Source organism: Mycobacterium sp. IDUB_28 (genome assembly GCF_055419285.1).
In genome coordinates this window covers 162,322-185,906 of sequence record NZ_JBVAXK010000009.1, presented here as the reverse complement: position 1 = coordinate 185,906, position 23,585 = coordinate 162,322, and the positions used below count along the sequence as shown (strand labels likewise).

23 protein-coding genes are annotated in these 23,585 nt (G+C 67.1%); 3 read left to right on the top strand and 20 right to left on the bottom strand.

What is annotated here, in order from left to right; all coding sequences use genetic code 11:
• Positions 1-13: 13 nt before the first annotated feature.
• The 13 genes from ACZYZ9_RS19765 to fadD5 all read right to left on the bottom strand — a co-directional run bounded on the left by ACZYZ9_RS19765 (position 14) and on the right by fadD5 (position 14,748).
• A complete protein-coding gene (locus ACZYZ9_RS19765) occupies positions 14-745 on the bottom strand; it encodes a mammalian cell entry protein (protein WP_463827960.1) in 732 nt (243 codons plus the stop codon).
• A complete protein-coding gene (locus tag ACZYZ9_RS19760) occupies positions 712-1,263 on the bottom strand; it encodes a mammalian cell entry protein (protein ID WP_463827959.1) in 552 nt (183 codons plus the stop codon). Before ACZYZ9_RS19760 ends, ACZYZ9_RS19765 begins: the two co-directional genes overlap by 34 nt.
• On the bottom strand, positions 1,260-2,237 hold the full coding sequence (locus ACZYZ9_RS19755; RefSeq protein ID WP_463827958.1) for an RDD family protein: 978 nt from the start codon (positions 2,235-2,237) through the stop codon (positions 1,260-1,262). Before ACZYZ9_RS19755 ends, ACZYZ9_RS19760 begins: the two co-directional genes overlap by 4 nt.
• The gene (locus ACZYZ9_RS19750) at positions 2,234-2,953 is read right to left on the bottom strand and encodes an Mce protein (RefSeq protein WP_463827957.1); all 720 of its coding nucleotides are present in this window, start codon (positions 2,951-2,953) and stop codon (positions 2,234-2,236) included. Before ACZYZ9_RS19750 ends, ACZYZ9_RS19755 begins: the two co-directional genes overlap by 4 nt.
• On the bottom strand, positions 2,923-4,482 hold the full coding sequence (locus tag ACZYZ9_RS19745) for an MCE family protein (RefSeq protein ID WP_463827956.1): 1,560 nt from the start codon (positions 4,480-4,482) through the stop codon (positions 2,923-2,925). Before ACZYZ9_RS19745 ends, ACZYZ9_RS19750 begins: the two co-directional genes overlap by 31 nt.
• On the bottom strand, positions 4,476-5,648 hold the full coding sequence (locus tag ACZYZ9_RS19740; RefSeq protein WP_463827955.1) for a virulence factor Mce family protein: 1,173 nt from the start codon (positions 5,646-5,648) through the stop codon (positions 4,476-4,478). Before ACZYZ9_RS19740 ends, ACZYZ9_RS19745 begins: the two co-directional genes overlap by 7 nt.
• Complete coding sequence (locus tag ACZYZ9_RS19735; protein WP_463827954.1) at positions 5,645-7,258, bottom strand: virulence factor Mce family protein; 1,614 nt, start codon at positions 7,256-7,258, stop codon at positions 5,645-5,647. The genes ACZYZ9_RS19740 and ACZYZ9_RS19735 overlap by 4 nt, the downstream gene beginning before the upstream one ends.
• Entirely contained in the window at positions 7,255-8,817 is a 1,563-nt protein-coding gene (locus ACZYZ9_RS19730) for a virulence factor Mce family protein (RefSeq protein WP_463827953.1), read from the bottom strand. Before ACZYZ9_RS19730 ends, ACZYZ9_RS19735 begins: the two co-directional genes overlap by 4 nt.
• Positions 8,814-9,854 carry a virulence factor Mce family protein gene (locus tag ACZYZ9_RS19725; RefSeq protein ID WP_463827952.1) on the bottom strand — a complete coding sequence of 347 codons (1,041 nt, stop codon included), beginning with the start codon at positions 9,852-9,854 and terminating at the stop codon, positions 8,814-8,816. The genes ACZYZ9_RS19730 and ACZYZ9_RS19725 overlap by 4 nt, the downstream gene beginning before the upstream one ends.
• Positions 9,851-11,179, bottom strand: coding sequence for an MCE family protein (locus tag ACZYZ9_RS19720; protein WP_463827951.1), 1,329 nt, complete (start codon positions 11,177-11,179; stop codon positions 9,851-9,853). The genes ACZYZ9_RS19725 and ACZYZ9_RS19720 overlap by 4 nt, the downstream gene beginning before the upstream one ends.
• Positions 11,180-11,183: 4 nt before the next feature.
• Positions 11,184-12,053: an MlaE family ABC transporter permease gene (locus ACZYZ9_RS19715; RefSeq protein ID WP_463827950.1), complete on the bottom strand. Its 870-nt coding sequence runs from the start codon at positions 12,051-12,053 to the stop codon at positions 11,184-11,186.
• Position 12,054: 1 nt separating this feature from the next.
• A complete protein-coding gene (locus ACZYZ9_RS19710) occupies positions 12,055-12,792 on the bottom strand; it encodes an MlaE family ABC transporter permease (protein WP_463828028.1) in 738 nt (245 codons plus the stop codon).
• Between the two features lie 309 nt (positions 12,793-13,101).
• Positions 13,102-14,748 (bottom strand): fatty-acid--CoA ligase FadD5, encoded by a 1,647-nt coding sequence (gene fadD5 / locus ACZYZ9_RS19705; RefSeq protein WP_463827949.1) that lies wholly within the window; start codon positions 14,746-14,748, stop codon positions 13,102-13,104.
• Positions 14,749-14,922: 174 nt separating this feature from the next.
• On the opposite strand from fadD5, the gene ACZYZ9_RS19700 reads away from it, so the two are divergent.
• On the top strand, positions 14,923-15,624 hold the full coding sequence (locus tag ACZYZ9_RS19700) for a GntR family transcriptional regulator (protein ID WP_463827948.1): 702 nt from the start codon (positions 14,923-14,925) through the stop codon (positions 15,622-15,624).
• Here the strand turns inward: ACZYZ9_RS19700 and ACZYZ9_RS19695 are convergent.
• Both ACZYZ9_RS19695 and ACZYZ9_RS19690 read right to left on the bottom strand, forming a co-directional pair.
• Positions 15,617-16,054 carry an SRPBCC family protein gene (locus ACZYZ9_RS19695; RefSeq protein WP_463827947.1) on the bottom strand — a complete coding sequence of 146 codons (438 nt, stop codon included), beginning with the start codon at positions 16,052-16,054 and terminating at the stop codon, positions 15,617-15,619. The two genes, ACZYZ9_RS19700 and ACZYZ9_RS19695, sit on opposite strands and share 8 nt — an antisense overlap.
• A 28-nt stretch (positions 16,055-16,082) precedes the next feature.
• On the bottom strand, positions 16,083-16,550 hold the full coding sequence (locus ACZYZ9_RS19690; protein ID WP_463827946.1) for an acyl-CoA thioesterase: 468 nt from the start codon (positions 16,548-16,550) through the stop codon (positions 16,083-16,085).
• A 14-nt stretch (positions 16,551-16,564) separates the two neighbouring features.
• On the opposite strand from ACZYZ9_RS19690, the gene ACZYZ9_RS19685 reads away from it, so the two are divergent.
• Together ACZYZ9_RS19685 and ACZYZ9_RS19680 are read left to right on the top strand one after the other, a co-directional pair.
• The gene (locus tag ACZYZ9_RS19685) at positions 16,565-17,671 is read left to right on the top strand and encodes an alcohol dehydrogenase catalytic domain-containing protein (protein ID WP_463827945.1); all 1,107 of its coding nucleotides are present in this window, start codon (positions 16,565-16,567) and stop codon (positions 17,669-17,671) included.
• An 11-nt stretch (positions 17,672-17,682) separates the two neighbouring features.
• Entirely contained in the window at positions 17,683-19,065 is a 1,383-nt protein-coding gene (locus ACZYZ9_RS19680; protein WP_463827944.1) for a sensor histidine kinase, read from the top strand.
• On the opposite strand, the gene ACZYZ9_RS19675 is transcribed toward ACZYZ9_RS19680, so the two are convergent.
• The 5 genes from ACZYZ9_RS19675 to ACZYZ9_RS19655 are packed head-to-tail and all read right to left on the bottom strand — an operon-like array spanning position 19,053 to position 23,556.
• Positions 19,053-19,976 carry an alpha/beta hydrolase gene (locus tag ACZYZ9_RS19675; RefSeq protein ID WP_463827943.1) on the bottom strand — a complete coding sequence of 308 codons (924 nt, stop codon included), beginning with the start codon at positions 19,974-19,976 and terminating at the stop codon, positions 19,053-19,055. The genes ACZYZ9_RS19680 and ACZYZ9_RS19675 overlap by 13 nt on opposite strands.
• Complete coding sequence (locus ACZYZ9_RS19670) at positions 19,973-20,680, bottom strand: SDR family NAD(P)-dependent oxidoreductase (RefSeq protein ID WP_463827942.1); 708 nt, start codon at positions 20,678-20,680, stop codon at positions 19,973-19,975. The genes ACZYZ9_RS19675 and ACZYZ9_RS19670 overlap by 4 nt, the downstream gene beginning before the upstream one ends.
• Positions 20,677-21,417: an HpcH/HpaI aldolase family protein gene (locus ACZYZ9_RS19665; protein WP_463827941.1), complete on the bottom strand. Its 741-nt coding sequence runs from the start codon at positions 21,415-21,417 to the stop codon at positions 20,677-20,679. Before ACZYZ9_RS19665 ends, ACZYZ9_RS19670 begins: the two co-directional genes overlap by 4 nt.
• Positions 21,414-22,382: a zinc-binding dehydrogenase gene (locus ACZYZ9_RS19660; protein WP_463827940.1), complete on the bottom strand. Its 969-nt coding sequence runs from the start codon at positions 22,380-22,382 to the stop codon at positions 21,414-21,416. Before ACZYZ9_RS19660 ends, ACZYZ9_RS19665 begins: the two co-directional genes overlap by 4 nt.
• Position 22,383: 1 nt before the next feature.
• The gene (locus tag ACZYZ9_RS19655; RefSeq protein WP_463828027.1) at positions 22,384-23,556 is read right to left on the bottom strand and encodes a cytochrome P450; all 1,173 of its coding nucleotides are present in this window, start codon (positions 23,554-23,556) and stop codon (positions 22,384-22,386) included.
• Positions 23,557-23,585 lie beyond the last annotated feature (29 nt).

The window sequence follows — 23,585 nt, the reverse complement described above, 5'->3', positions numbered from 1 at the left end:
CCAACGACGACCGCTACAGGTTGGGTTTCACATCCAGCGAGGTGACGGTGTTCATCCTGGTCACCTTCCAGTGGTCGTCGACGAGCTTCATGGTGAGCAGGTACGCCAGATACTGCAGGGTCGGAATGTTCTTGGTCTTCGGGCTGGTGGTGGAGGTGTTGGTGTACACGATGACCGTGGCGTTGGGGCCGTTGAGCGACTCCACGGCCACCCCGGTGACCTCGGTGGAGTTGGTGATCTTGGTTTGCTTGCTGGGTGCGGAGATCTGATCGATCATCTTGCGGTACTGCGCCTGGAAATCACCGGTCAGGTAGTTGGACGCGCGATCGGACAGGCTGTCCATGTTCTCCGGGGTGTAGCTCCACAGCGTGGTGACCGTGTTCACCGCTGCGCGAGCCACTTTCAACTTGATGTCCACCGTGGCGCGCTCGGCGAGGTAGGGCTGCACGGTGGCTCCGGCGAACGCTGCCGACCCCACGAAGGCGGCAGCCAGCAGTGCGACCACCGCCGCGACCCACCGGCCGGGCCGCTTCTTCTTGGCAGCTTTCTCCGGAGCCGCCGGCTCGGCGCTGCCCGCCTGCGCATCTTCCGCGGTGTCGGGGGTCTGCTCAGTCTCAGCGTCAGCCTCAGCCTCAGCCTCAGCCGACGTGTCCGGCGCGGCAGTGGCTACCGTGTCGTCTGCCGTGCGAGTGTCGTCATCGGCCGCGACGGTCAGATCACCTGCAGCAGGTTGCTGATCTTCCACTGATTCCCTTCCTGCTTCGCCGTTGCCGACCAACGGTTGGTGTTCTCCAGGACCTGCTTGCCGTCCGGCGTCTTGGACGTCACGTCGGTAGCCACCAGGACGGTGACGCTGCCGTCGTCGTTCCACCGTTCCACCCCCGCCTCCAGGACCGTCCCGGTGGCACGCTCGGCACGCGCGACCTGCAGCAGGATGTCGTTCGCCTTTTCTTCGTACTGCTTGTGGAAGTCGCCGGTCGCCTGGGCCAGAACCCGGTCGACGTAGTCGTTGGCGTGGAACGGATCGATGGACGTGAAGCCGGTCATGAACCATTTGACGTAGTTGACCGCCGATGTCTCCCGTTCGGCGGTGCGGTCCCGGCGGACGTGGTCGATCAGCATCAGGGTGGACAGTGTGACCGCGGCGACCATCAGCAACGTCGCGGCGGTCGCGACGATCCGCAGGTCCCGGCGCCGCGGCGGCACCGGCTGCGCGACCAGCAGCGACAGCTCGCCGGGCGCGAACTTGCGGCGGGGGCTCATTTGCCGCCTCCCGGCGGTTTCGGCTTGGCCAGCACGGTGAGATCGTCGACGCGCCAACGATTGTCGCGACCCTTGAAGAACTTCACCCGCACGCTGGCGGAGATGTAGCGCGTCTCCGGACCCGACCCGCGCCGGCCTTGCATGAACAGCAGCATCGTCGCGCGGTCCCCGGCAGCCGAGAGCACCGAGCTCGCCGTCACCCAGTACTCGTTGACGACCGGATGGCCCTTCTCCACCGACTGCTGCTGAGCGGCCAATTCGGGACGGTATCTGTCCGTGGTCAAGGAGAGGGCGCGGGCGAAGTCGTCGCGCAGGGTGGCCGGATCGTAGGTCAACATCTGGGCGACGAGCTTCGGCCCCTGGATGGAGATCTCGGCGCGGGTCTGGTCGATCGCGCGGGCCGGCTGATAGCTCGCCTCATAGCCCACGCCGACGGCATCCATACACACCGTGGCCGCGACGAGCAGTGCCACCACCGTCCATTGCCGCACCTTCTCGTGATGCTCGTGCGGTACCACGCGCAACACCTCGGTACGGGTGAGCATGTCGGCGAATGTGCGGCGTTCGGAATCCCACAACGGCCACAGCCAGCCGAGTAGCAGCGCCGCCGTATCGAGCAGGTGAGCCACCTCGCGGACCAGCAACCACCACGGGCTCAGTTCGGCGCCGTCCCGCCGCGACACCGCGATACCGAACAACGCCCGGCCCAGACTCCAGCCGGTGAGCGTCGGCAGCAGCAGTCGGTTGACCAACACCGCGAGCACCACCGCGCCCAGCGCGGCGATACAGACCCACCACCAGGCGTCGCGGGCCGGCAAGGAGAAGGACACCACCGCCAGCGAGACCGCCGCCGCGAGACCCGGCAGCACATCCACCGAGAATGCGGCGGCGCGAAGGTGCCAGGGCGCCAACGCTTTCTCGGGCAGGTCCTGGGCGATCGTCGTGGTCTGGATGTCCTCGACCACCATCGTCACTTCGTCACCACTTCGAGTTTGGAGATCTTGTAGGTGCCGTCGGTCGGTTCCATCCGCACCCGCAACCGGTAGCCCGACAGTTGGTCCTGCGCCTGCGCGTTGGACACCTTGACTTGCAGAGCGACCAGGACGTCAACCGAACTGTCCGGATTGTGCCGCTCGACGGCCGCCCGCAGATTGGCCACCTTCAGGTGCACATTGGCGGCCTGGTACGCCTGGACGAGCATGCTGCTGTACAGCAGCGCCTGGGTGCGGTACTGGTCGGTTCCGCAGTCGATGATCTTCTGTTCGCTGGCGGCCATGCTGTCGGTGTCGGGGGCCTGGGTCGCAGCGACGCATTCCTTGGCGATGCGCAGTGCGGTCGCGTCGTTGCGCGCGTCGGCCTGGAAGTCTTTGTGATAGCGCAGTGCGACGTAACCGCCGGCCGCGACGGCGCCGGTGAGGATGACCAACACCGCGGCGATGCCGATCAGCCAGCCGCGATTCAGCCGCGACGGGCGCCGGTCGGGAGCCGCGTCAGCCGCATCCCGGGATCCGTCGTTCCCGTCGGTCGACTCGTCGACCGACGACACGTCTGTATCCGCGGTCTGCGCCTCAGAGTCTGTCGGGTCGCCTTTGACCAGGGATACCTTCGCATCCGTGGTCTCTGCCTGGGTACCCGGCGAATCGTCCTCGTCGATGGGGTTCAGCCGGCCGGTGCCAGCATCTCCTTCCATCCGTCGTCTCCTGTTTTGGTTGAGTTCTCGACGGAGTATGTCACCCCGTCGGGCCCTACCAGCTGACCACTCTGCGGGCTGTACACAGCGGACGGGGGCCCGCCCGGAGTGTAGACGCACGGGTTGGGCTGTTGCCCGTTGCAGTTGACCGCGCCCGTGCCGGGTCGCGTCAGCGGGTCGCTCTTCGGCGGCGGCGTCAACCCTCCCGGCGGCAGTCGGTCCGCAGGCATCGGGTTCAGGCCGTTGTTCACCGACGGCGCCGGCACCACCAGGCCGGGCTTGACCGGCTGGTCGCACCGCGCTCCCGGCGCCGGGCAGCTCAGCAGCTGGTTCGGGTCGCCGTACCAGGGGTTGGTACCCGCCGGCTCGTACGGCTTGGTGCTGCGGCACTCCCTCGGCGTGGCGGCCCGCTTGCCGGGCACGTCGACACACGGAATGTTGCGCGACCCGCGCACGCTGTTCGCCGGCGTGTCCATCGGAATCTTGCAATACGTTCCGACCGGCAACGGTTGGTCACTGGTGTCGGCAAACGACCGCCACTGCGACGCCGGGATGAACCCGGTCAGGCACGGCGGCGGCTGATTGATCGCCAGCGCCAGGTCCAGCGCGGACTGGTTCGGGAACGGCGCCCCCACTGTCTGGGCGATCGAAGCGCCCTGCGGCAGGAACACCACCACCTGTTCGAGACCCTTGTGGTAGCGCTTGAGCAGGTCGAACACCACCTCGAGGTTCGCCAGGGTCTGCGGCAGCGAATCCCGCACGTCGGTGAACACCTGGTTCACCTGGTCGGCGGTCGGCGCGGCCTGGGTCAGCACGCTGCGCAGATGCTGATCTTCCGCCGCGGTCTGGGCGGCCAGCACGTTGAGGTTGCGCGACCAGCGTTCGATCGCACTACCCGAGGTCACCTGACTGTCCAGGACCGGTCCCGAGTGCTGGATGATGTCGTTGATGTCGGTGATGTTGGTGCGGAAGTCGCCCACGATCGCCTGAGTGGCGTCGACCAACCGCTGCAGCGCCGGACCCAACCCGCCTACCGCCAGGGCGGTCTCGTCGAGCAGCTGCGGGATCTTCTCCTTGGGCAACACCGCCAGCCCGCGGTTGGCGGTGTCCAGTGCCGGTCCGATCTCACTGGGCACGGTGCCCTTGGTGATGGTCTGGCCCGCCGCGAAGAACTTCCCCGGGTTGCCGTCGGACACCAGGTCCAGATACTGCTCACCGACCGCGGAGACGGAATGCACGTTGGCCACGGCGTCGACCGGGATCTTGTAGCGACTGTCGATGCTCAACTTGGCCTCGGCGCCCTTCGCGGTCGGCACCACGTCTTCGACTTTGCCGATCGTGATGCCGCGGTACGTCACGTTGGACGTCGGGTACAGACCACCGGAGGCCGGCAACTCCGCGGTGAGTTCGTAGCGCCCGATGCCCACCAGGGTGGGGATCTGCAGGTAATAGATGCCCAGCACCGACAGTGCCACCACGGTCAGGGCCGTGAAGATCATCAGCTGGCGTTTGACAAAGGGAGTCAGCATTGGCCTCGCTCCGCCCTTTCCACCAGCGGTCCGCCTGGCGCGTCGTTCGGGTTCGACGTGTACCGAACGTCCGGGATCATCGACTCCGGGTCACGCCCGAACGACTGCTCGATCGCACGCAGCAGACCGGAGAACCCGGTACCGGTGAGCACCGCGTTGTCCACCGAGCTCAGCGTCACATCCAGCGTGGCGTTGACGTTGAAGTAGTCGCCGCGGAACACCGCCGGCACCGAGTCGATGTCGAACGGCTGGGTCAGGATGATCTTCAACGCGCCGATCAGGTACGGCGAGCCCTTGCCCAGTTCCCGCAGCGGGCACTGCAGCGATTGCAGGTCGCTGTGCAGGTCGCTGCGCGCCTCGGACAGGTACTGGTCGGTGACCCGACTCAGCCTGCCGACCGAGTCCACCGCGTTGATCAGCAGGTTCCTGGTGTCGGCGAAGTGCTTGAGCAACGGCGGGAAATCGGTCAGCACCCGTTCCAGCACGTCGTTGCGATTACCCACGTACCCGAGCAGCCGGTTCGTGGAATCGATGGCGTGGGTGATGTCGTTGCGCTGCTCGTTGAGCTGGCGGGTGAAGGTGTCGAGTTTGCCGAAGAATTCCTTGATCTGGGTGCCCCGGCCCTTGAGGATCGCGTAGACCTCGTTCTGCAGCACTTCGAGGTTGGGAATGCCGCCACCGCGCAGGATCAGGGAGACCACGGCCAGCGTCTGTTCGATGTTGGGATACACCGACGAGTTCTTCAGATCGATCCGGTCGCCGTTTTTCAGCAGTTCCTTGGACGGGTTCTCCGGGGCGAGCAACTCCACGTGCTGCGAACCCAACAAGCTGGTCTGGCCGATTTTGAGCTGGGCGTTGCGCGGCAGCTTGACGCCCTTGTTCAGGCCGAGGGTCAGCGTGGCTATCCAGTTCTTGAGCTCGATCTTGCGAATCGAACCCACCTCGACGTCGGCGACCATCACCTTGCTGTTGCCGTTGATCGCCAGGGTGTCCGGCACCTGGGCGTAGACGGTGAACGCCCCTTCCCCGCTGCCCGGCGCACCGGGCAGGGCGACCTGGGAGATGCCCTTCCAACCACACGAACTCAGCATCAGTGCCGCCACCAGCAGCACCGCTGCCCGCCAGGTTCCGCGGCGGAACCTGGGCAATATCCCCGACGCGGTCACTGGCCCCCTCCTGCTTCAGCCGGCAGCGGCGCGCCGACCGGCGCATTCAACGCGGGCCCGGGAGCCGCGGGAGTCGGTGCGACCGGTCCCGGGATCACGTTGGGTCCGGGTGGTGGCGGCTGCACCGGCACCGGGGCGTTCAACGCCACCGGTGGCACCACCGGGTACTCGTCATAGGCGTTCGGCGGTCCCGGAGGGGTCTGCAGCGTGGACTGGATCGGCCCGATGTCGGGTCCGCCCATCAGCTCGGCCAGCGACTCCGGGGTCATCAGACCCGCGGTGATCGGTCCCACCTGCACGCCCTGCATGCCCGGGGCCACCACCCAACCCTGCTGGGTGTTGCGGTGTGACAACGGGGTGTCGGGCACCCAGATACCGGGCACCGTCGTGTCCTTGTACCCGGGCGGCGGCCGCAGCCGCTCTTCGGAGTAGGCGACCATCTTGGGCAACACCTCGGCGGTGTTGAAGGTGTTCAACCCGAACGGGAAGTAGTTGAACTTGATCGAGTCCAGGATCGGCGCCAGGTACTGCGCACACAGTTCCGCGGACTCCTGATACCCCAGCCGGCTACCCGCCTGCACCGAGCTGCAGATGAACTGCATCGGGTTGGCGAAGCTGGTGATCTCCGGAACGGCGACCACCGAGCCGTGTGACGGGTGATAGATCTGGTTCACATTTGCTGCGGCCGTCGGCAGGACGTGCAGCGCGGTCTCCAGACCGTTCAACGATTCCGGTTGCAGCAGGGTGTTGGTCACGTCGGCCAGGTTGTTGACGTCGTGGGTCAACACCTCATGGTTCTTGTCCAGGAACGGCCGGATCGTGGTCAGCAGCTCGTCGAACTGCCGGACCGCCGCGGCCAGTGCCCCGTCGGTGCTGGCCAGCCGGCCGGTGACGTCCGCCAGGTTCTGGTTCAGCGCGACGAACTGCTTGTCGTCCTGATGCAGGGCGTTGACGAACAGCGCCAGACTCTTGACCACCGCGAAGAAGTCGGTGCGGCCCTCGTTCAGCGCCGTCAGCGCCTTGGACAGGTTGTCCAGCGTGGAGTTGAGCTGGCGGCCCTTACCCGACAAACCGTTGGCGAACGAGTTGATCACCTCGCCGAACGGGCCGGTCGGCTGCGCCTCGGTGGGGCCCAGCTTCGAGATGATGTCGGTGATGCTGTTGCGCAGGTCGTCCCACTCCACCGGCACCTGCGTGCGGCTCATCGGAATCACCGCATTGTTGGCCAGCACCGGTCCACCCTTGTACGCCGGCTCCAGCTGGATCGCCCGCGACGCCACCAGGGTGGGGTTGAGGATCATGGCGTGCGCGTCGGCCGGCACCTTGTACTGGTTCTCATAGTGGAACGTGACCTTCATCTGGTCACCGGCCGGCTCGATCTTGTCGATCCGGCCCACCTTCAGGCCCATGATCTGGACTTTGTCACCTGGATACAGCGCGTTCGCCGCGCTGAAGTAGGCCGTCACCGTGTTGTTGGTCAACTTCTGGTACAGCTTCCAGCCGACGACCGCCAGGACGAGCGCAATGATCACGGCCAACGCACCGATGATCACCGTCGCCCGGTTCATCTTCGGTAGCCGGATGTTGCGGATGTCAAAGATGGTGCTCAATTCTGGCTACCTCCCGCTGCGCCACTGCCACCGGCTCCGCCTGGATTGATGAACGGCGCCGGCAACTGGTTCCCAGGTCCGGGCTGCGCCGGCGGACCGGGTGGCAGTCCGGGTGCGAACGTCGACGGTGGTCCGACCGGTCCCGCCGGCCCCAGCGGTTCGGTGCGCGAGCCCGGCGGGCTGTTCGGCGGAATCGGCACGGGCGTCCCGGGCACATCCGGCGCCGGTTCACCCGGTCGTCCGGCGATGGGCAGACCCGGCACGTACGGCACCCCGTTCGGGTTGGGCGGCGAGGACTGTACGTCGAACGGCGCCGGGAAGCCCATCCCGCCGAACGGACCGACATTGAGCCCCATGCAGGGCAGCGGGTTCTGCGGCGTCGGGATGCCGTCGGGCGGCGGCGTGTACGAGCACGGCGATCCGGGCGGCACGGCCGGCCCCGGGTGCTCCGGGGTGCCTTCCAGCACCAGCGGTCCCGGCGGCGGCGCGCCATTGGGGAACCGGGTGCCGTTGGGGTCGGGGAACCGGTAGGCCGGGAGCCCGGCGCTGCGCCAGAAGTTCTCCGGGTCCAGGCCGCGCTTCTTGAAGGCGGCGTCGATGAACGGCTGAATGATCTGGCCCGGGACCAGGTTGTGGATGACGACCTTGAAGAACGGCCCCGATCCGATCGACTCGTTCAACGACGGGAGGAATCCACCGACCATCTGCAGGCCGTCGGCCACGTCCTGCTTGCGCTCGCGCAGCGTGTCGCTGACGATCCGCAACTGTTCCAGCACGTGGTTGAGGTTCGGGTTGTCGTTGATCAGGCCCTGCACCTGGGTGGAGAACGCCGCGACGTTGCCCAACAGGTTGTCGATTGCGCGGCCGCGATCGTTGAAGGCGGCCAGCAGCGTCTTGGCGTTGACCAGCAACCGGTCCACCTGCTGGCTGCGGTCGCCGAGCACGCTGGCCACCTGGTTGGCCTGGGCCAGCAGGTGCTTGAGCTCCTCGTCGCGCTTACCGAGGGTGTCGGAGAACTTGGACACCCCTTCCAGCGCCGGGCTCAGCTGCGGGTAGGTCTGATCGATGGTTTCCGAGAGCACGTGCAGCGACTGCTTGACGCTGTCGATCTCCCAGCCGCGGGCCGCTTTGGTGACATCCAGGAAGGCGTCGTAGATCTGGTAGGGCGTGGTGCTCTGTCCCAGCGGCAGGACGCCGTTGGGCCGCAGCGGCTGGTTGCCGCGCGCCTCGATCTCGAGGACCTTCTTGCCGAGCAGTGTGTCGGTGCGGATCTGCAGCCGGCTCTCGGTGCCGATCTTCTCGACACCGATCGAGAACTTCATCACGATGTGGTCGCCGTCGATCTTGATGGCCTCGATCTTGCCGGCGTCCATGCCGGCGATGCGCACCTTGTCACCCTTGTTCATGCCGCCGGTGTCGGTGAACTGCCCGTAGTAGTAGGGCTTGGCCATCAACATCGGCACACTGGTGAAGCTCTGGCCGACCCCGATGACCAACAGCGTCACCAGGATGCCCATCAGACCGATCTTCAGCCGATTGGGGGGCTCCAGCGTTCTCATTGCGGCGCGCACCTTCCTGTCGGCTGGTGGAAGAGCCGGACGGTACGAACCGGACCACCGGCCTGCAGACCGTTGATGCGGAGGCTGATGTCGCAGGAATAGAAGTTCACGAAGTCGCCGTAGGACCCGATCGCACGTCCGATGTGGTTCAACGCACTGGGCACGCTGTGCAGGAAGTCGTTGAGCTGCTGACGCTGGTCGATCAGCGGCTGCTGCACCGCGTCGAGGTAGTTGACGGTCCGGTGCAACAGCGCGCGGTCCTCAGCCAGCAGATCGGCGACCGTCCCCGCGGCGTTGCTGATGTTCGCCGTCCCGCCGGCCAGTCCGTCACTGTGATCCTTCAACCCGGTGATCAGCACCTCGAGGTTGTTGACGGTCTGGTCGAAGTCCTTGCGGTGCCGGACGGTGGTGTCCAGGACCTTGTTGAGGTTGTTGATCACCTCACCGATGGCCTGGTCGCGCTCGGCCAGCTGGGACGTGAGCTGCGAGGTCTGGGTCAGGATGTTGTTGATCGTGCCGCCCTGCCCCTGGAACGCCATGACCAGCTCTTTGGCGATGGTGTTCACCTTGCCCGGGTCCAGCGCCCGGAATACCGGCTTGAAACCACCGATCAACGCGTCCAGGTCCAGGGCCGGCGACGTGCGCGACAGCGGGATCAACCCGCCCGCCGACATGACCTTGTCGACACCGTCCCCTTCCCCGCGCCGCAGCTCGAGGTAGCGGTTCCCGATCAGGTCGAGGTAGCGGATCTGGGCCGTCGTCGACTGGTAGAGAGGTATGGCGCGGTCGACGTCGAAGTCCACCCGCACCCGCCGGCCGCCGTCGAGCAGCTGAATGTTCTTGACCTTGCCGATCTCCACTCCGGAGGCCCGCACGAACTGGCCCGACCGCAGCCCGCTGACGTTGCTGAACTCCGCGGAGTAACTACTTGTCCGGTCGAAGCGGATCTGACCGAACACGATGATGATCATGACGCTGAACATCAGCAGCACGAAGGCGAAGATGCTGAGCTTGACTAAAGTACCGGTGATTTTCATGGGTTGATCGTGTTGTCCCCTACTTGACGGCCCCAGACGTACTCAAGGACATAGGGCGAACCGGTTTCCAGGTGGTTGTACGGCGCGATGCTGTTTCCGCTGTCCATCACAAGTTCCGGTGCCGGCCAGAGCTGACGGGTGATCTGCTGCCAGCAACCCGGGGCACCGCCGGGGCCGCCGTGTGCGTTCACCCGCGGCAGGTTCTCCGGCCACATGTAGGGGTTCGGTGCGCCACCGACCAGCCCCGCGGCCAGCCCGCCGACCTGGGAGAGCAGCAGCGGCACCAGCGACACGGGGTTCAGCAGCGCACCCAGGGCGGAGAGGATCTCCGAGTGGGTGTTCAGCGAGTAGCCGTTGCCACCCAGGAAGCTGCGGACCGTCGGTTCCACGTCGTGGTAGTTGCGCAACGTGCAGTACAGCTCGGGGCTGTAGGTGTCCAGCAACTCCGCCGTGGGCTTCAGGTCGTGGGCGCCGCGGGCCAGGTATGGGCCGCCGCGCTCGAAGACGTCGGCGCCGGTGTTGCCGAATCCGGCCGCCGCCAGCAGCGCCTGGTCCAGGTCCCGCTGCTGCGCGTTGATGGTTCGCGCGGTGGGCACCGCGTTGTTGAGGAAGTCCAGCAGGTCGGGCGCGGCGTTCGCGTAGGTGTCACCGAGAGCCGCCAGCCCCTGGATGTCCCGGCGGGCCTGGGGCATCTGCGGGTTGATGTCTTCGAGGATCGCGTTGCCGTTGACGATGGACTGGCCGAACCGGTCGCCCAGCCCGGTCAGCGCCTGCGCGGCCGCGCTCAGCGTCAGGTTCAGCTTGACCGGGTCGACCTTCTCCGAGATCGAGGTCAGCGTCTGGAACACCGTGTTGATCTCGGTGGTGACCGCTGAGGCCCGGATGGTGCTCTTGGGCGAGAGATGGCCGCGGGAGATGTCCTTGCCCTTGGCGTCCTTGGGCGTGGTCAGCGACACGTACTTGCCGCCGAACACGGTGGTGGCCTTGATCTGGGTGTCCACGTTCTCCGGGACCACGCCTTTGGGCCCGAGGTACTGCGGGTAGATCTCCAGGACGAACTTCGCGACCGGCTTGCCGTCGCGGGTCTCCTCCGAAATGCTGCCGACCCGGCCGATCTGGACGCCGTTGTAGGTGACCTTGGAGCCGGGGTCCATCACCAAACCGGCCCGCTCGGAGTACATCGTCACTTTGTCTTTGGACGTGAACCCGCCGCGGAACTGGATGTAGACCAGCGTCAGGATCAGCGCCAGCACCAGCATCGAGGCGATGCCTACAGTTTTATAGGGCGGGCTGGAGATCTTGTTGACCTTGCCTGGACCAGTCATGTCGCTACACCGTCAGTGCGAAGTTGGGGTTGACGCCGTAGAGCGCCAACGCGGCGGACAGGACGACTATCTGGACCGACACCAGCGAGAACCGCATGGATCGGCCGACGGCCTCGCCGACGCCGACGGGACCACCGCCGGCGTTGTATCCGTAGTAGCAGTGCGTCACCATCACGATCGCGGCGATGATGATCGCCTCCAGGAAGGACCAGAACACGTCCTCGGGCCGCAGGAAAGTTCGGAAATAATGCTCGTAGGTGCCGGTCGACTGCCCGTACAGCGCAGTGGTGACGATCTGCGGGGACACGAACGACATGATCATGGCCAGCGCATAGAGCGGGATGATCACCACCAGGCCGGCGACCACCCGGGTACTGGTCAGGAACGAGATCGAGTTGATGCCCATCACTTCGAGGGCGTCGATCTCCTCGGCGATACGCATGGCGCCCAGTTCCGCGGTCGCGCCGGCGCCGACCGTGGCCGCCAGCGCGATGCCGGTGACCACCGGCCCCGCGATACGCACGTTGATCAGCGCGGAGAAGAACCCGGTGAAGGCCTCGACACCGATGTTGCCCAGCGACGCGAAACCCTGGATGGCCACCAGCGAGCTACCCGAGAGAGTCACGAATCCGACGATCGCGGCGGTGCCGCCGACCACGGCCATCGCACCGGTGCCCATCCCGATCTGGGCGATCAGGCGCAGCGTCTCCTTGCGGTACACGTGGATCGCGTGCGGAATCTGGCCAATGCTCTTCAAGATGAACCAGGCCAGTTCACCCGTGGTGCCGATGCCCCGACCGACGCTGCCGACGGTCTTGTTGAAGTTGGCGACCGCCCGGGGGAACCGGGACCGCACTACCGCCGATGTCGACATGTCAGCGCCCCGTCCCGAATCGCACACCGATCGTGGTCAAGATGACGTTGACGGCGTACAGCGCCACCACGCACAGCACCACGGTCTCGTTCACCGCCGTCCCGAGCCCCTTGGAACCGCCGCTGACCGTCAGCCCGCGGTAGCAGCCGACCAGGCCGGCGATCAGTCCGAAGGTCGCCGCCTTGACCATGGCGATGATCACCTCGGGCAGGCCGGTGATGGTGGTGAGCGTGGCCAGGTAGGCGCCGCCGGACACGTTCTGCAGATAGACGCCGAAGAGGTAGCCGCCGACCAGCCCGACGGTGATCACCAGAGCGTTGAGCAGGGTGGCGACCACGGTCGCGGCGATCACCCGGGGAACCACCAGGCGGTGGATCGGGTCGATGCCGAGCACCTCCATCGCGTCGATCTCCTCGCGGATGGTGCGGGCGCCGAGGTCGGCGCAGATGGCGGTGGAACCGGCCCCGGCGACCACGAGCACCGTGGTCAGCGGTCCGAGCTGGGTCACCGCACCGATCGCCGCGCCGGCGCCGGAGAGGTCGGCGGCGCCGAACTGGGCGAGCAGGACGTTGAGCGTGAAGATCAGCAGCACGGTCAGCGGGATGGAGACCATGATCGTCGGCAGCAGGGCGACGCGCATGATGAACCAGCACTGCTGGATCAGCTCGCGCCACTGGAACGGCCGACGGAACAGGGCGCGGCCGGTGAGCACGCACATGCGGAAGAATCCGCCGATCATCGTCAGCGGCGTTTCCAGCTGGTCGCGGACATAGCCCACCAGGTGTGGACGCGAAGATGTCGTCACGACTGCTCCCTCACAGCGAAATCCCCATCAAACTGGGGCCGCTCACGTCGCGGCAGTGCGGCGGATGGTGGTGCACGCCTCCTCCTTGCCCCGACCCTACGAAAGTGACCCAGCGCTCCCTACCCGCAGGTAGTAACGGAGACCACAGGAATGTACCCGATGGTCGCCCGGGTGGGTACCGCAACTCGACAATTGACATTTCGTCAGCACCTGGCAAACATTTTGAGCCCGTCGGATTTCCCCTCATGTCGTTGAATCTCTTGTCGCAGAGACCTTTTCAGCGCCACCATGACCCCCATACCGAACCCGCAGCTCAGTTTTGAGCACCTTCCCGGCGGGGTTGCGGGGCAGTGCGTCCACGATCTCGAGCGCCTTGGGGTGCTTGTACCGCGCCAGCCGCTCGGTCAGGTACTCATTCAGCTCTTCGATATAAAGGTGGCCTTCCGTTACAGCGGCCACCGCGATCGGCACCTCACCCCACTTCGCGTCGGTCCGTCCGATCACGGCGACCTCGACGATGCGCGGATGACCCGCCAGGACGTTCTCCACCTCGGCGCAGTAGATGTTCTCCCCGCCGGAGATGATCATGTCCTTCTTGCGGTCGACCACCCAGACGTAGCCGTCGGCGTCCATCCGCACCAAATCCCCGGAATGGAACCAGCCGCCGGCGAACGCCTCCGCGGTGGCCTCCGGGTTGTTCCAGTAGCCGCTCATCAATGTCGGTGCGCGATAAACGATTTCGCCTACCGCACCGACGGGCACGTCGTTCATGTCGTCGTCGACCACGCGGGCGGCGACGGTCGGGATCACCTTGCCCACCGAACCCCGTTTGCGGATCGCGTCGTCGCCGAGCAGCATGCACGTCACCGGTGACATCTCGGTCTGCCCGAACGCGGCGAGTATCTGGGTGCCGGGAAACATCTCAGACATCTGACGCAGCAACACATCCGGGGCCGGCGCGGCGCCCCATGACATCACCCGCAAACACAGGTCGCGCGGCCTGGCCCGCTGCTCTGTGCACACCGCCTGCCACTGCGCGGGAACCAGGAAGATGCCCGTGACCCGCTCGGCCTGCAGCACGTCGAGCAGTTGCCCGGGGTCGAAGGCGCCGAGCGGATAGATCACGGTGGGCAGGCCGAGCAGCATCCCGCCGAGCAGGTTGCCGATTCCGGCGATGTGGAAGAGCGGGACGCCGACGAAGCCGACATCGTTATTGAGGTCAACCCCGTTGGTGTAGAGCATGGTCATCGTCTGACCGGTCAGATTGGTGTGGGTGAGCACCGCCCCTTTGGGTCGTCCGGTGGTGCCCGAGGTGTACATGATCAGGGCCGGCGATTCGTTCGGGATGTCGATCAGGCCCGGCGGCTCGCCCGCCTCACTCATAAGGTCTTCATATAAAAGGGCGCGGTCGTCGGTGCCCGCGCCCGCTGCGCCCCCCGCCACCACCACCGTCTGGAGCAGCGGGGCGATGTCGCGGACGCCGAGGGCGACCGACGCCAGCACCGCTTCGGTGACGATCACCCGGGCTCCGCTGTCCTCGACCAGGAAGGCGATCTCGGTGGGCGTCAGCCGGAAGTTCAGCGGAACGGCGACGGCCCCCAGCATGTTGGTCGCCAGCATCGACTCCACGAATTCGGTGCGGTTGAGCATCAGCACCATCACCCGGTCGCCGAAACCCACCCCGCGCCGACTCAGCGCCCCGGCCAGGGTTCCGACACGGTGCCGCAGGTCAGCCCAGGTGATGGTGTTGCCCAGAAAACGCAGCGCGGTGGCTCGCGGCTGCATCATGGCGTGCCGCTCGAGTTGGTTGACCCAGTTCTGCCGACGAGCCAGGTACGGCTGCTCGTAGGCGAGGGCCTGGGTAGCGTGGCCGGCGAGTTGCGCGGTCAACTCATTCCTTTCACTGCCTTTTGTCTGGTCACTCAAGCACCGCTTGCGTCATGCTGATATTTGATAAAACATGTGTTGTCTGGGTCACATTAACGGGCACAAGAGCCGTTAACAAGGCCCGGCAACACACCCGAGACGAGACCGATAAGCGCCTGAAAGGCCTGGCAGGCCCACGTGAACCCACCCTTGCCGGCAGCGTCGTCCAAGGCTCGACGCCGTCGGCCGCTACGTCGGTCACAGCTGTCCGACGAGGTTGCCGGCCACCTACGCGCCGCGATCATGTCCGGCAGTCTGCGGCCGGGGACCTTCATCCGGCTGGACGAGACCGCTGCCGAGCTCGGGGTCAGCATCACCCCGGTGCGGGAAGCGCTGGTGAAGTTGCGCGGCGAAGGCATGGTGCAACTCGAGCCGCACCGCGGCCATGTGGTGCTGCCGTTGACCCGGCAGGACATCAAGGACATCTTCTGGCTGCAGGCCACCATCGCCCGGGAACTGGCAGTCACCGCCACCGACCGCATCACCGAGCTCGAGATCGCCGAACTCGAACGCATCAACGACCTGCTGGGCTCGGCCGTCGGCGCGGCTGACGCCGAGGCCATCGCGACCTACGAATTCGCGTTCCACCGGGTGTTCAACCAGGCCAGCGGACGGATCAAGCTGGCCTGGTTCCTGCTCAACGCCGCGCGCTACATGCCGGCGCGGATGTATGCCGCCGATCCGCAGTGGGGCGAGGCCGCGGTGAGCAACCACCTGCACTTGATCGCCGCGCTGCGCCGCCGGGACGCCACTGCGGTCGTCGACCACACGGTATGGCAGTTCACCGACGCGGCCCAGCGGTTGACCGAGGTGCTGGACCGGACCGGGATTTTCAGCTAGCCAGCTGCTCGGCGCGCTGTTTGACGTTTTCGGCGAGCTGATCCAACACGTTGTTCAGCAGCATCTTCACCATCGGCGGCGGCACCGGCATGCTCGGTTCGACGTCGATGTCCACAGTCAACAGGCTGCTGGGTCCGGTGGCCACCACGCTGAACAGCTGCTCCTGCTTGGTGAACAGGTCGCCCTGCTGCATCACGGTCTGAATCTGGTTCTCACCCGGGTAGTACACGGCGTGGATGTAGACACCGTCGATACCTTGCACGGAGGTGTCCAGGCGCACCTGGCTGGCGCGGCCGTCGTCATAGCGGGCCAGCACCCACGCGCCCTTGACCCCTTCGTTCCACTCCGGGTAACGCTCGATGTCGGAGACGATGCCCATGATGGCGTCGGCATCGGCGCTGACCTCGACGGTCTTGCTCATAACTGGCATTGGCGAAGTGTACTGGTGGCCGCGGTGCTCAATCGGTGCAGGCGGTCGCCAGTAACGGCCGGATCGTCTCGGGGATCGGGACGGGTCTGCGGGTGCTCCGGTCCACGTAGACGTGCACCCAGTGGCCCAGCGCGGCGATCGGTTGCGGGGCTTCCGTCGCCCGGAACACCCCCAGCCGGTACGTGACGCTGCTGCGGCCCAACCGGGTGACCGCCAGACCCACCGACAGCTCGTTTGGGAAGGCGAGTTCGGCGAAATACCGGCAGCCCGACTCCGCGACGATGCCCAGTTCGGGGATGGTCAGCGGGTCGACGCCGGCCTCGGTCGCGATCCACCCGTTGATCGCGGTGTCGAACAGTTGGTAGTACACAGCGTTGTTGAGGTGACCGAACATGTCGTTGTCGGCCCAGCGGGTGAGCACCGGCCACAGCACCGGGAAGTCGCTGCTGGTCAGGTCTCCCCGCCCGGACGGAACACCGGGCGTAGCGGAACTCATGGTTGTATTCCAACATGTCTGCGATCCGGGGCGCGGTGCTCGAGCGGATCGGTGCACCCCGGCCGTATGCGCAATCCCGGCCGATCAGCGTCACCGAATTGAACCTCGCCGGTCCGGGTGCCGGCGAGGTGCTGGTCCGCATCGAAGCCGCCGGAGTGTGCCACTCCGATCTGTCGGTGGTGGACGGCAACCGGGTCCGGCCGGTGCCGATGTTGCTCGGGCACGAAGCCGCGGGCATCGTCGAATCGCTCGGTGCCGGCGTCAGCGGGTTGACCGTCGGCCAGCGGGTGGTGCTGGTGTTCCTGCCGCGCTGCGGGCACTGCCCGGCCTGCGCCACACAGGGGCTGACGCCGTGCGAACCGGGCAGCGCGGCCAACAACGCCGGCACGCTGCTGGGCGGTGGCATCCGCCTCGCCCGCAGCGGTCACCCGGTCTACCACCATCTCGGCGTCTCGGGTTTCGCGACGTACGCGGTGGTCAACGCGGCCAGTGCGGTCGCGGTGCCGCCCGACGTGCCGGCCGGGGTCGCCGCGCTGCTGGGGTGTGCGGTGCTGACCGGTGGCGGCGCGGTGCTCAATGTGGGCAACCCCCGGCCGGGACAGTCGGTCGCCGTGGTCGGACTCGGCGGTGTCGGCATGGCGGCGGTCCTCACCGCGTTGACCTTTCCCGACGTGCGCGTCATCGGTGTCGATCAACTGGACGAAAAGCTCTCGGCGGCAACCGCTTTGGGTGCACATGAGACCTACACACCGCAGCGGGCCGAGGACGCCGCGGTCAAGGCCGATGTAGTCGTCGAGGCCGTCGGCCATCCCGCGGCGCTGCAGACCGCGATCGGGCTGACCGCGCCGGGCGGACGCACCGTCACCGTCGGACTGCCGCCACCGGATGCTCGAATCAGTGTGTCGCCGTTGGGGTTTGTCGCCGAAGGCCGGTCGCTGATCGGCAGCTATCTGGGTTCGGCGGTGCCCAGCCGTGACATTCCCCGGTTCGTCTCGTTGTGGCAGTCAGGCCGGTTGCCGGTGGAAGCGCTGGTGTCCTCGACGATCCGGCTGGACGACATCAACGAGGCGATGGACCATTTGGCCGACGGCACCGCAGTGCGTCAACTCATCACCTTCTGACGGGGCGGGACATGTCAATCAACGATCGGGTGTCCCGGTTGCTGCGGTTGCCGCTGCCGCTGGTGTCGTTGCGCACCATCGTCATCGTCGCGGCGATGTCGGTGATCGCGCTGGTCATCATTCTGGGCACCTGGGTGTGGGTCGGCGTCACCAACGATCAGTACAGCCAGCTGGATCGCCGGCTGGACTCGGTGAGCAGTCTGGGCGACGTGAGCACGCTGCTCAGCCCGCCACGCCCGGACGACGACCAGCCGGCGCCCGACGACCGGGTGGCCCGCACGGTGCGGGTGGGCGGCGAGATCCGGTCGGTGCCCAGCGGAGTCGTGCTGCCCGCGCTGCCACCCGGTTACGTCACCACCACGATCGACGGCGTCCCCTACCGGGTGCGCACCTTCACCGCCGGCGACGCCACGGTCGCCCTGGGTGCGCCGCTGGCCCAGGCCGAGGACCGGATCGACCGGCTACACCTGCGGGTGCTGCTGATCTGCGGCAGCGTCATCGTCGGCACCTTCCTGGTGGGCAGCGTGATGTGGTTGATCATGATCAACCCGTTTCGGCTGCTGGCTCAGCAGGCCCGGGCGATCAACGCGCAATCCAAGCCGGACGAGGTGCAGGTCCGCGGGGTGTGGGAGGCAGTGGAGATCGCCGAGGCCGTCGAAGGCATGCTGGCGCGCATCGGCGACGAACAACAGCGCACCAAGGACGCCCTGGACTCGGCCCGCGACTTCGCCTCCGTCGCCTCCCACGAGTTGCGCACCCCGCTGACCGCGATGCGGACCAACCTGGAGGTGCTGGCCACGCTGGAGTTGCCCGCCCGGCAGCGCGAAGAGGTGATGGCTGATGTGATGCGCACCCAGAGTCGCATCGAGGCCACCCTGTCCGCGCTGGAACGCCTCGCCCAGGGGCAGACGATCACCACCGACGACTTCGTGCCGGTGGACATCACCGAGTTGCTCGACCGCGCCGCGCACGACGCGGAGCGCAGCTACCCCGGGTTGACGGTGTCGCTGTTGCCGTCCCCGACGCTGCTGATGCTGGGCCTGCCCACCGGTCTGCGGCTGGCGGTGGACAACGCGATCGCCAATGCGGTCAAGCACGGCCACGCCGAACGGGTGCAGCTGTCGGCGGTCAGCTCCCGGGCGGGCGTGGAGATCGCGATCGACGACGACGGCACCGGTGTACCCGAGCACGAACGCGAGACCGTCTTCGACCGGTTCTCCCGGGGGTCGACGGCGTCGCACTCGGGATCCGGTCTGGGCCTGGCCCTGGTGGCACAACAAGCCGAATTGCACGGCGGCACCGCATCTCTGCACGCCAGTCCGCTCGGCGGCGCGCGGCTGCTGTTGCGGCTGCCCGGCCCACGCCCGCCCGGCGAGACGGCTCAGTCCGGGTAGAAGACTTTGGCCAGGGCCTCGCCCTGCAGCGCGAAAAGCCTTTGACTGGAGGACCATTCGGGCAGCAGCGAGTCGAATCCGTGACATGCGCCGGGAAATACGTGCAGTCCGGTGCCGACCCGCGCGCGCAGCATCCGCAGCGCGTATTCGACCGCCTCGTCCCGGAACGGGTCGATCTCGGCGCAGGTGATCAATGCCGGTGGCAGACCGGCCAGTTCGTCGCGGCGGGCGGGAACCGAGATCGCCGACGGCGCCTGCCCGCCCAGATAATGCCGCCACATCAGCTGCGCACCCTCGCCGTCGAAGGCCGGGGTGGCGCGGAATTCTGTCATGGACGCGGTCCGGCGGTCGTCCAGGACCGGCTGGTGCAGCAGCTGAAAAACCAACGGCGGCAACCACCCGTCGGCCGCGCCGTGCGCCAGGCAGGCGGCCAGCGCGGCGCCGGCGCTGCTGCCCGCGACGGCCACCCGAGCCGGGTCGACCTCCAGTTGCGTCGCACTGCCGGCCACCCACCGCAGCACCGTGACGGCGTCCTCGAGCGCCGCCGGAAAGGGATCCTCCGGCGCCAGCCGGTAGTCGACCGACACCACCGAACACCGTGCGCGACGGGCGAGTTCGAGGCACTGGCGATGGTCGGTGTCGAGGTTGCCCAGCGCGAAACCGCCTGCGTGGCAGTAGACCACAGCCGGCGCCGGCCGCGGGCCGCCCCGGTAGATGCGCACCGGCACGGTGCCGGCGACCGCGTTCTCGATGTCCACCCCGGGCGCGCCCTGCGCGATTTCGGCGCGGCGTTGATTCATCGAGTCGCGGATCAGCGGGATCGCCTCGGCGGTGAAGACAGTCCGGGTGACCGCCACGGCGCGCAGGGCAGGATGCAGCCGCTCGACGGCCTGTAATTGCCTCGTGCTCATCGGATCTGCAGACACTGGCCACCGTCGACGACGAGTTCAGACCCGGTGATGAAGGACGCCTCCTCGGACACCAGAAAAGCTACCGCGTCGGCGATCTCGGCCGGCCGGCCGAGCCGGCCGAACATCGCGACCGCGGCCAGCCGCTGCTGGATGTCCTGGTCCAGCATCGGGGTGGCGATCGGGCCGGGGAACACCGCGTTGACCCGGATCCCGTCCGGTGCCAGCTCGGCCGCCGCGGTCTGGGTCAACCCGCGCAGCGCCCACTTGGCCGAGCCGTAGGCACAGTGCTGCGGGAACGGCCGGATCGCTCCGGTGCTGCAGATGTTGACGATCGCGGCGCCGTCAGCCACACGCAACGCCGCCAGTGCGGCACGGATGCCGAGGAACGCACCCATACAGTTGACCCGCCAGGAGTTTTCGAAGTCTCCGACTGTTTCGTCGGCCAGCGCGGCGCGATGCAACACCCCGGCGTTGTTGACCAGCGTGGTCAGTGCGCCGAACCGGTCGACGGTGGCGGCGACGGCGGTCTCCCACTGGACCGGGTCGGTGATATCGAGCGGGATCGCCAGCACCGCGGCATCGGTGTCAGTGCCGACGGCTCGCAGATCGCAGGCCGCCACGGAATACCCTTGTGCACTGAGCTTTTGCACGATCGCCGACCCCTGCCCGCCGGCGGCGCCGGTGACCAATGCGACGCGGGTCATGGCGCGGTCGCCTCACGCAGGTGCTCGGCCGCGCCGCGGCGCAGGGCCTGCGATTCGGCCGCCAGGGTGATCATCTGAAATCCCATCCTGGACAGCGTATTACCCGTCGGGCCGTCACTGCCATGGATGCCGGTGACCAGGCCGGCGGCGGTGGCCGCGCGCTGAATCCGCGTGATCGCATCCTGCACCTGCCGGTTCCCGACGGCGCCGACCACGTCGAGGCCCATCGAGATCGCCAAATCGGCCGGTCCCACATAGATTCCGGCCAAGCCGTCGACGGCACAGATTTCGTCGATGCCGGCCACCGCGGACGCGGTCTCGATCATGGCGAACACACTCGCCCGGGATTCCAGCGCGGCCGGGTCGTGGCCGAGGCTGGCCCGCAGCGGCCCGAAGCTGCGCACCCCGGCGGGCGGAAACCGGGTCGCTGCGACCGCCGCGGCGGCCTGGTCCGCCGATTCGATCATCGCGATGATCACCGCGTCCGCCCCCGCGTCCAGCACCCGGCCGATCGGCGCCGGGTCGGCGTTGGGCAACCGCACCGCGGTGCCGATCGGGACATGCTCGAGGCGGCGCAGCATCCGTGCGACGTCGGCGTCGTCGAGATAGCCGTGCTGGGTGTCGAATCCGACGTAGTCGTATCCGGCCTTCGCGAATTCCTCGGGTCCGATCAGGGTGGGCCCGGTGACCCAGCCTCCCCAGATGGGCCGGTGCAGGGCGGTCTGGAAGATGCTCATCGGGCGATCGCGATCTTGACCCGCTCGGGGACCGGGCGGCACGCGAGGTCGAACGCGGCCTGCACATCCTCGACCGCGAAGGTGTGCGTCAGGTACGCCTCGAGCAGCTCCGGATGCCGAGCGGCGAACTTACCGGCGTCGCCCAGGACCCGCCGACGATCCAGTGTCACACCGGATTTCAAGGTCAGATTGTTGCGCAGCATGGCGCGCATGTTGATCGGGTAAGCGTCGTCGTCGGCCACACCGAAGTAGAACACGGTGCCTCCCGGCGCGGTGGCACTGATGGCGTGGTTCAGGGTGGCCACCTGGTGTCCGACCGCCTCGATCACCACGTCGGCACGGTCGGCGGCGGTGAGCCGGCTCGCCCACCGGTCGCTGGTGGCCCGTACCGCGTCGTCGACTCCAAAAGTGCGGGAGACGTTTTCGCGATCGACCGGGTCGACGCCGGTGACGCGCCGCGCTCCGGCCGCTTTGGCGACGTAGGAGAACAGCAGCCCGATCGAGCCCTGCCCGATGACCGCGACGTGCCGGCCGGCGAGGTCCGGCAGCTGTTCGCAGGCGTACAGCACGCAGGCCAGCGGTTGCAGGCCGACTGCCTGCGCGGGTTTCAGGGCCGGGTCGTAGGGTGCCAGGCCGTCGCCGTTGCTGATGACGCGTTCCATCAGCCCGTCGAAGCCGGATGCCCAGCCCACCACCAGGTCACCCGGACGATGATCGGGGTGGCGGCTGGCGATCACCTCCCCCGCGACTTCGTGGATGGGAAAGCCGTCCTTCTCCGCCGCACTGCGCCCGTCGTCACCGGGCAGGCGGCCACGGACGCCGCGGAACGCGGGCAGATCGCTGCCGCACACGCCGGCGGCCAGAAATCGCAGCAGCACGTGACCTTGCGTGAGGTCGGCCGCCGTCTTGTCGGGGATGTCGGTTCTTTCGAACAGGTAGGGGGCGATGATCCGATAGGACCACACGTCAGACCTCCACCGGGACGTTGTTCCAGCCCCACTGGAAGCTCGACGGCAGCCGGGTCGCTTTGTCGTCCTGGATCGCGAAGTCCGGCACCCGGCGCAGCCATTCCTCCAGCAGCACAGCCACTTCCAGCCGGGCGAGGTGGAAACCGAGGCAGAAGTGCTGACCCCGACCGAACACCAGCGAACGTTTGATCGGCCGGTCCCAGATGAATTCGTCGGGGTCAGGGAATTCCCGCTCGTCCCGGTTCGCCGACGCGAGCAGGGTGATGACGCGTTGCCCGGGCTCGATGGTCTGGCCGTGGATGGTAAAGGGTTTACGCGCGGTGCGGGCAAACCATTGTGCGGGTGCACAGTAGCGCAGTATCTCCTCGCGGGCTATCTGCACGTTGGTGGCCAGGTCGGCGCGCACCGCGGCCATCTGGTCGGGCCGGCGGCTGAGCTCCCAGAGCCCGGTCGCCACGATCTTGGGCACGGTCTCGGTGCCGCCGATGAAGACGCACAACATCTGGGTGGCGACCTCGACATCGCTGAGCCCGCTGCCGTCGGGCAGCTGGTAACCGAGCAGCCCGTCGACGATCGGCAGGGCTTGTGGGGTGCCGGCGCGGTGACGTTCGACCACCGGGACCAGGAATTGCAGGTAATTCGGCCGGGATTCGGCGGTGTCGACACCTTCACCGGGCTGGGCCAGGCTTCCGGCGTTGACCGCCGCCAGTACCTGCGCCGCGAGTTCTGTTGGGATGCCGAGTAAGTCGCACACCATCGACGCCGCGACGATGCCGCCGTACTCCTGGGTGAGATCGAACTCACCCCGGGGCAGCAGCAGGTCGAGGCGTTCGTTGGCCAATGCGCGGATGCGGTCCTGCAAGGCGGTGACCGACCGCGGCCGGAACGGCGCAGAGTGCGCACGGCGGATCTCGCCGTACAGATCGGCGTCGAACACGGCGTGAAAAGGCATGGGATGCAACGGTGGATCGGCGACCGGCCCGTCGTTGTGCCTGGCCAGCACCGATGCCGGCGGCAACGTTCCCTCCGACGCGACAAAGGTGCCGTCGTTGACTTCCAGCACCCGCCAGATGTCGTCGAACCGGGAGAGCGCGAAGGTATCCCACTGCGGCAGGTAATACACCGGGTATTCGTCGCGCAGGATGCGGTAGTAGGCGGGAGGGTTGGCCATCACCTGCGGGTCGAAGGGGTCGTAGCGGA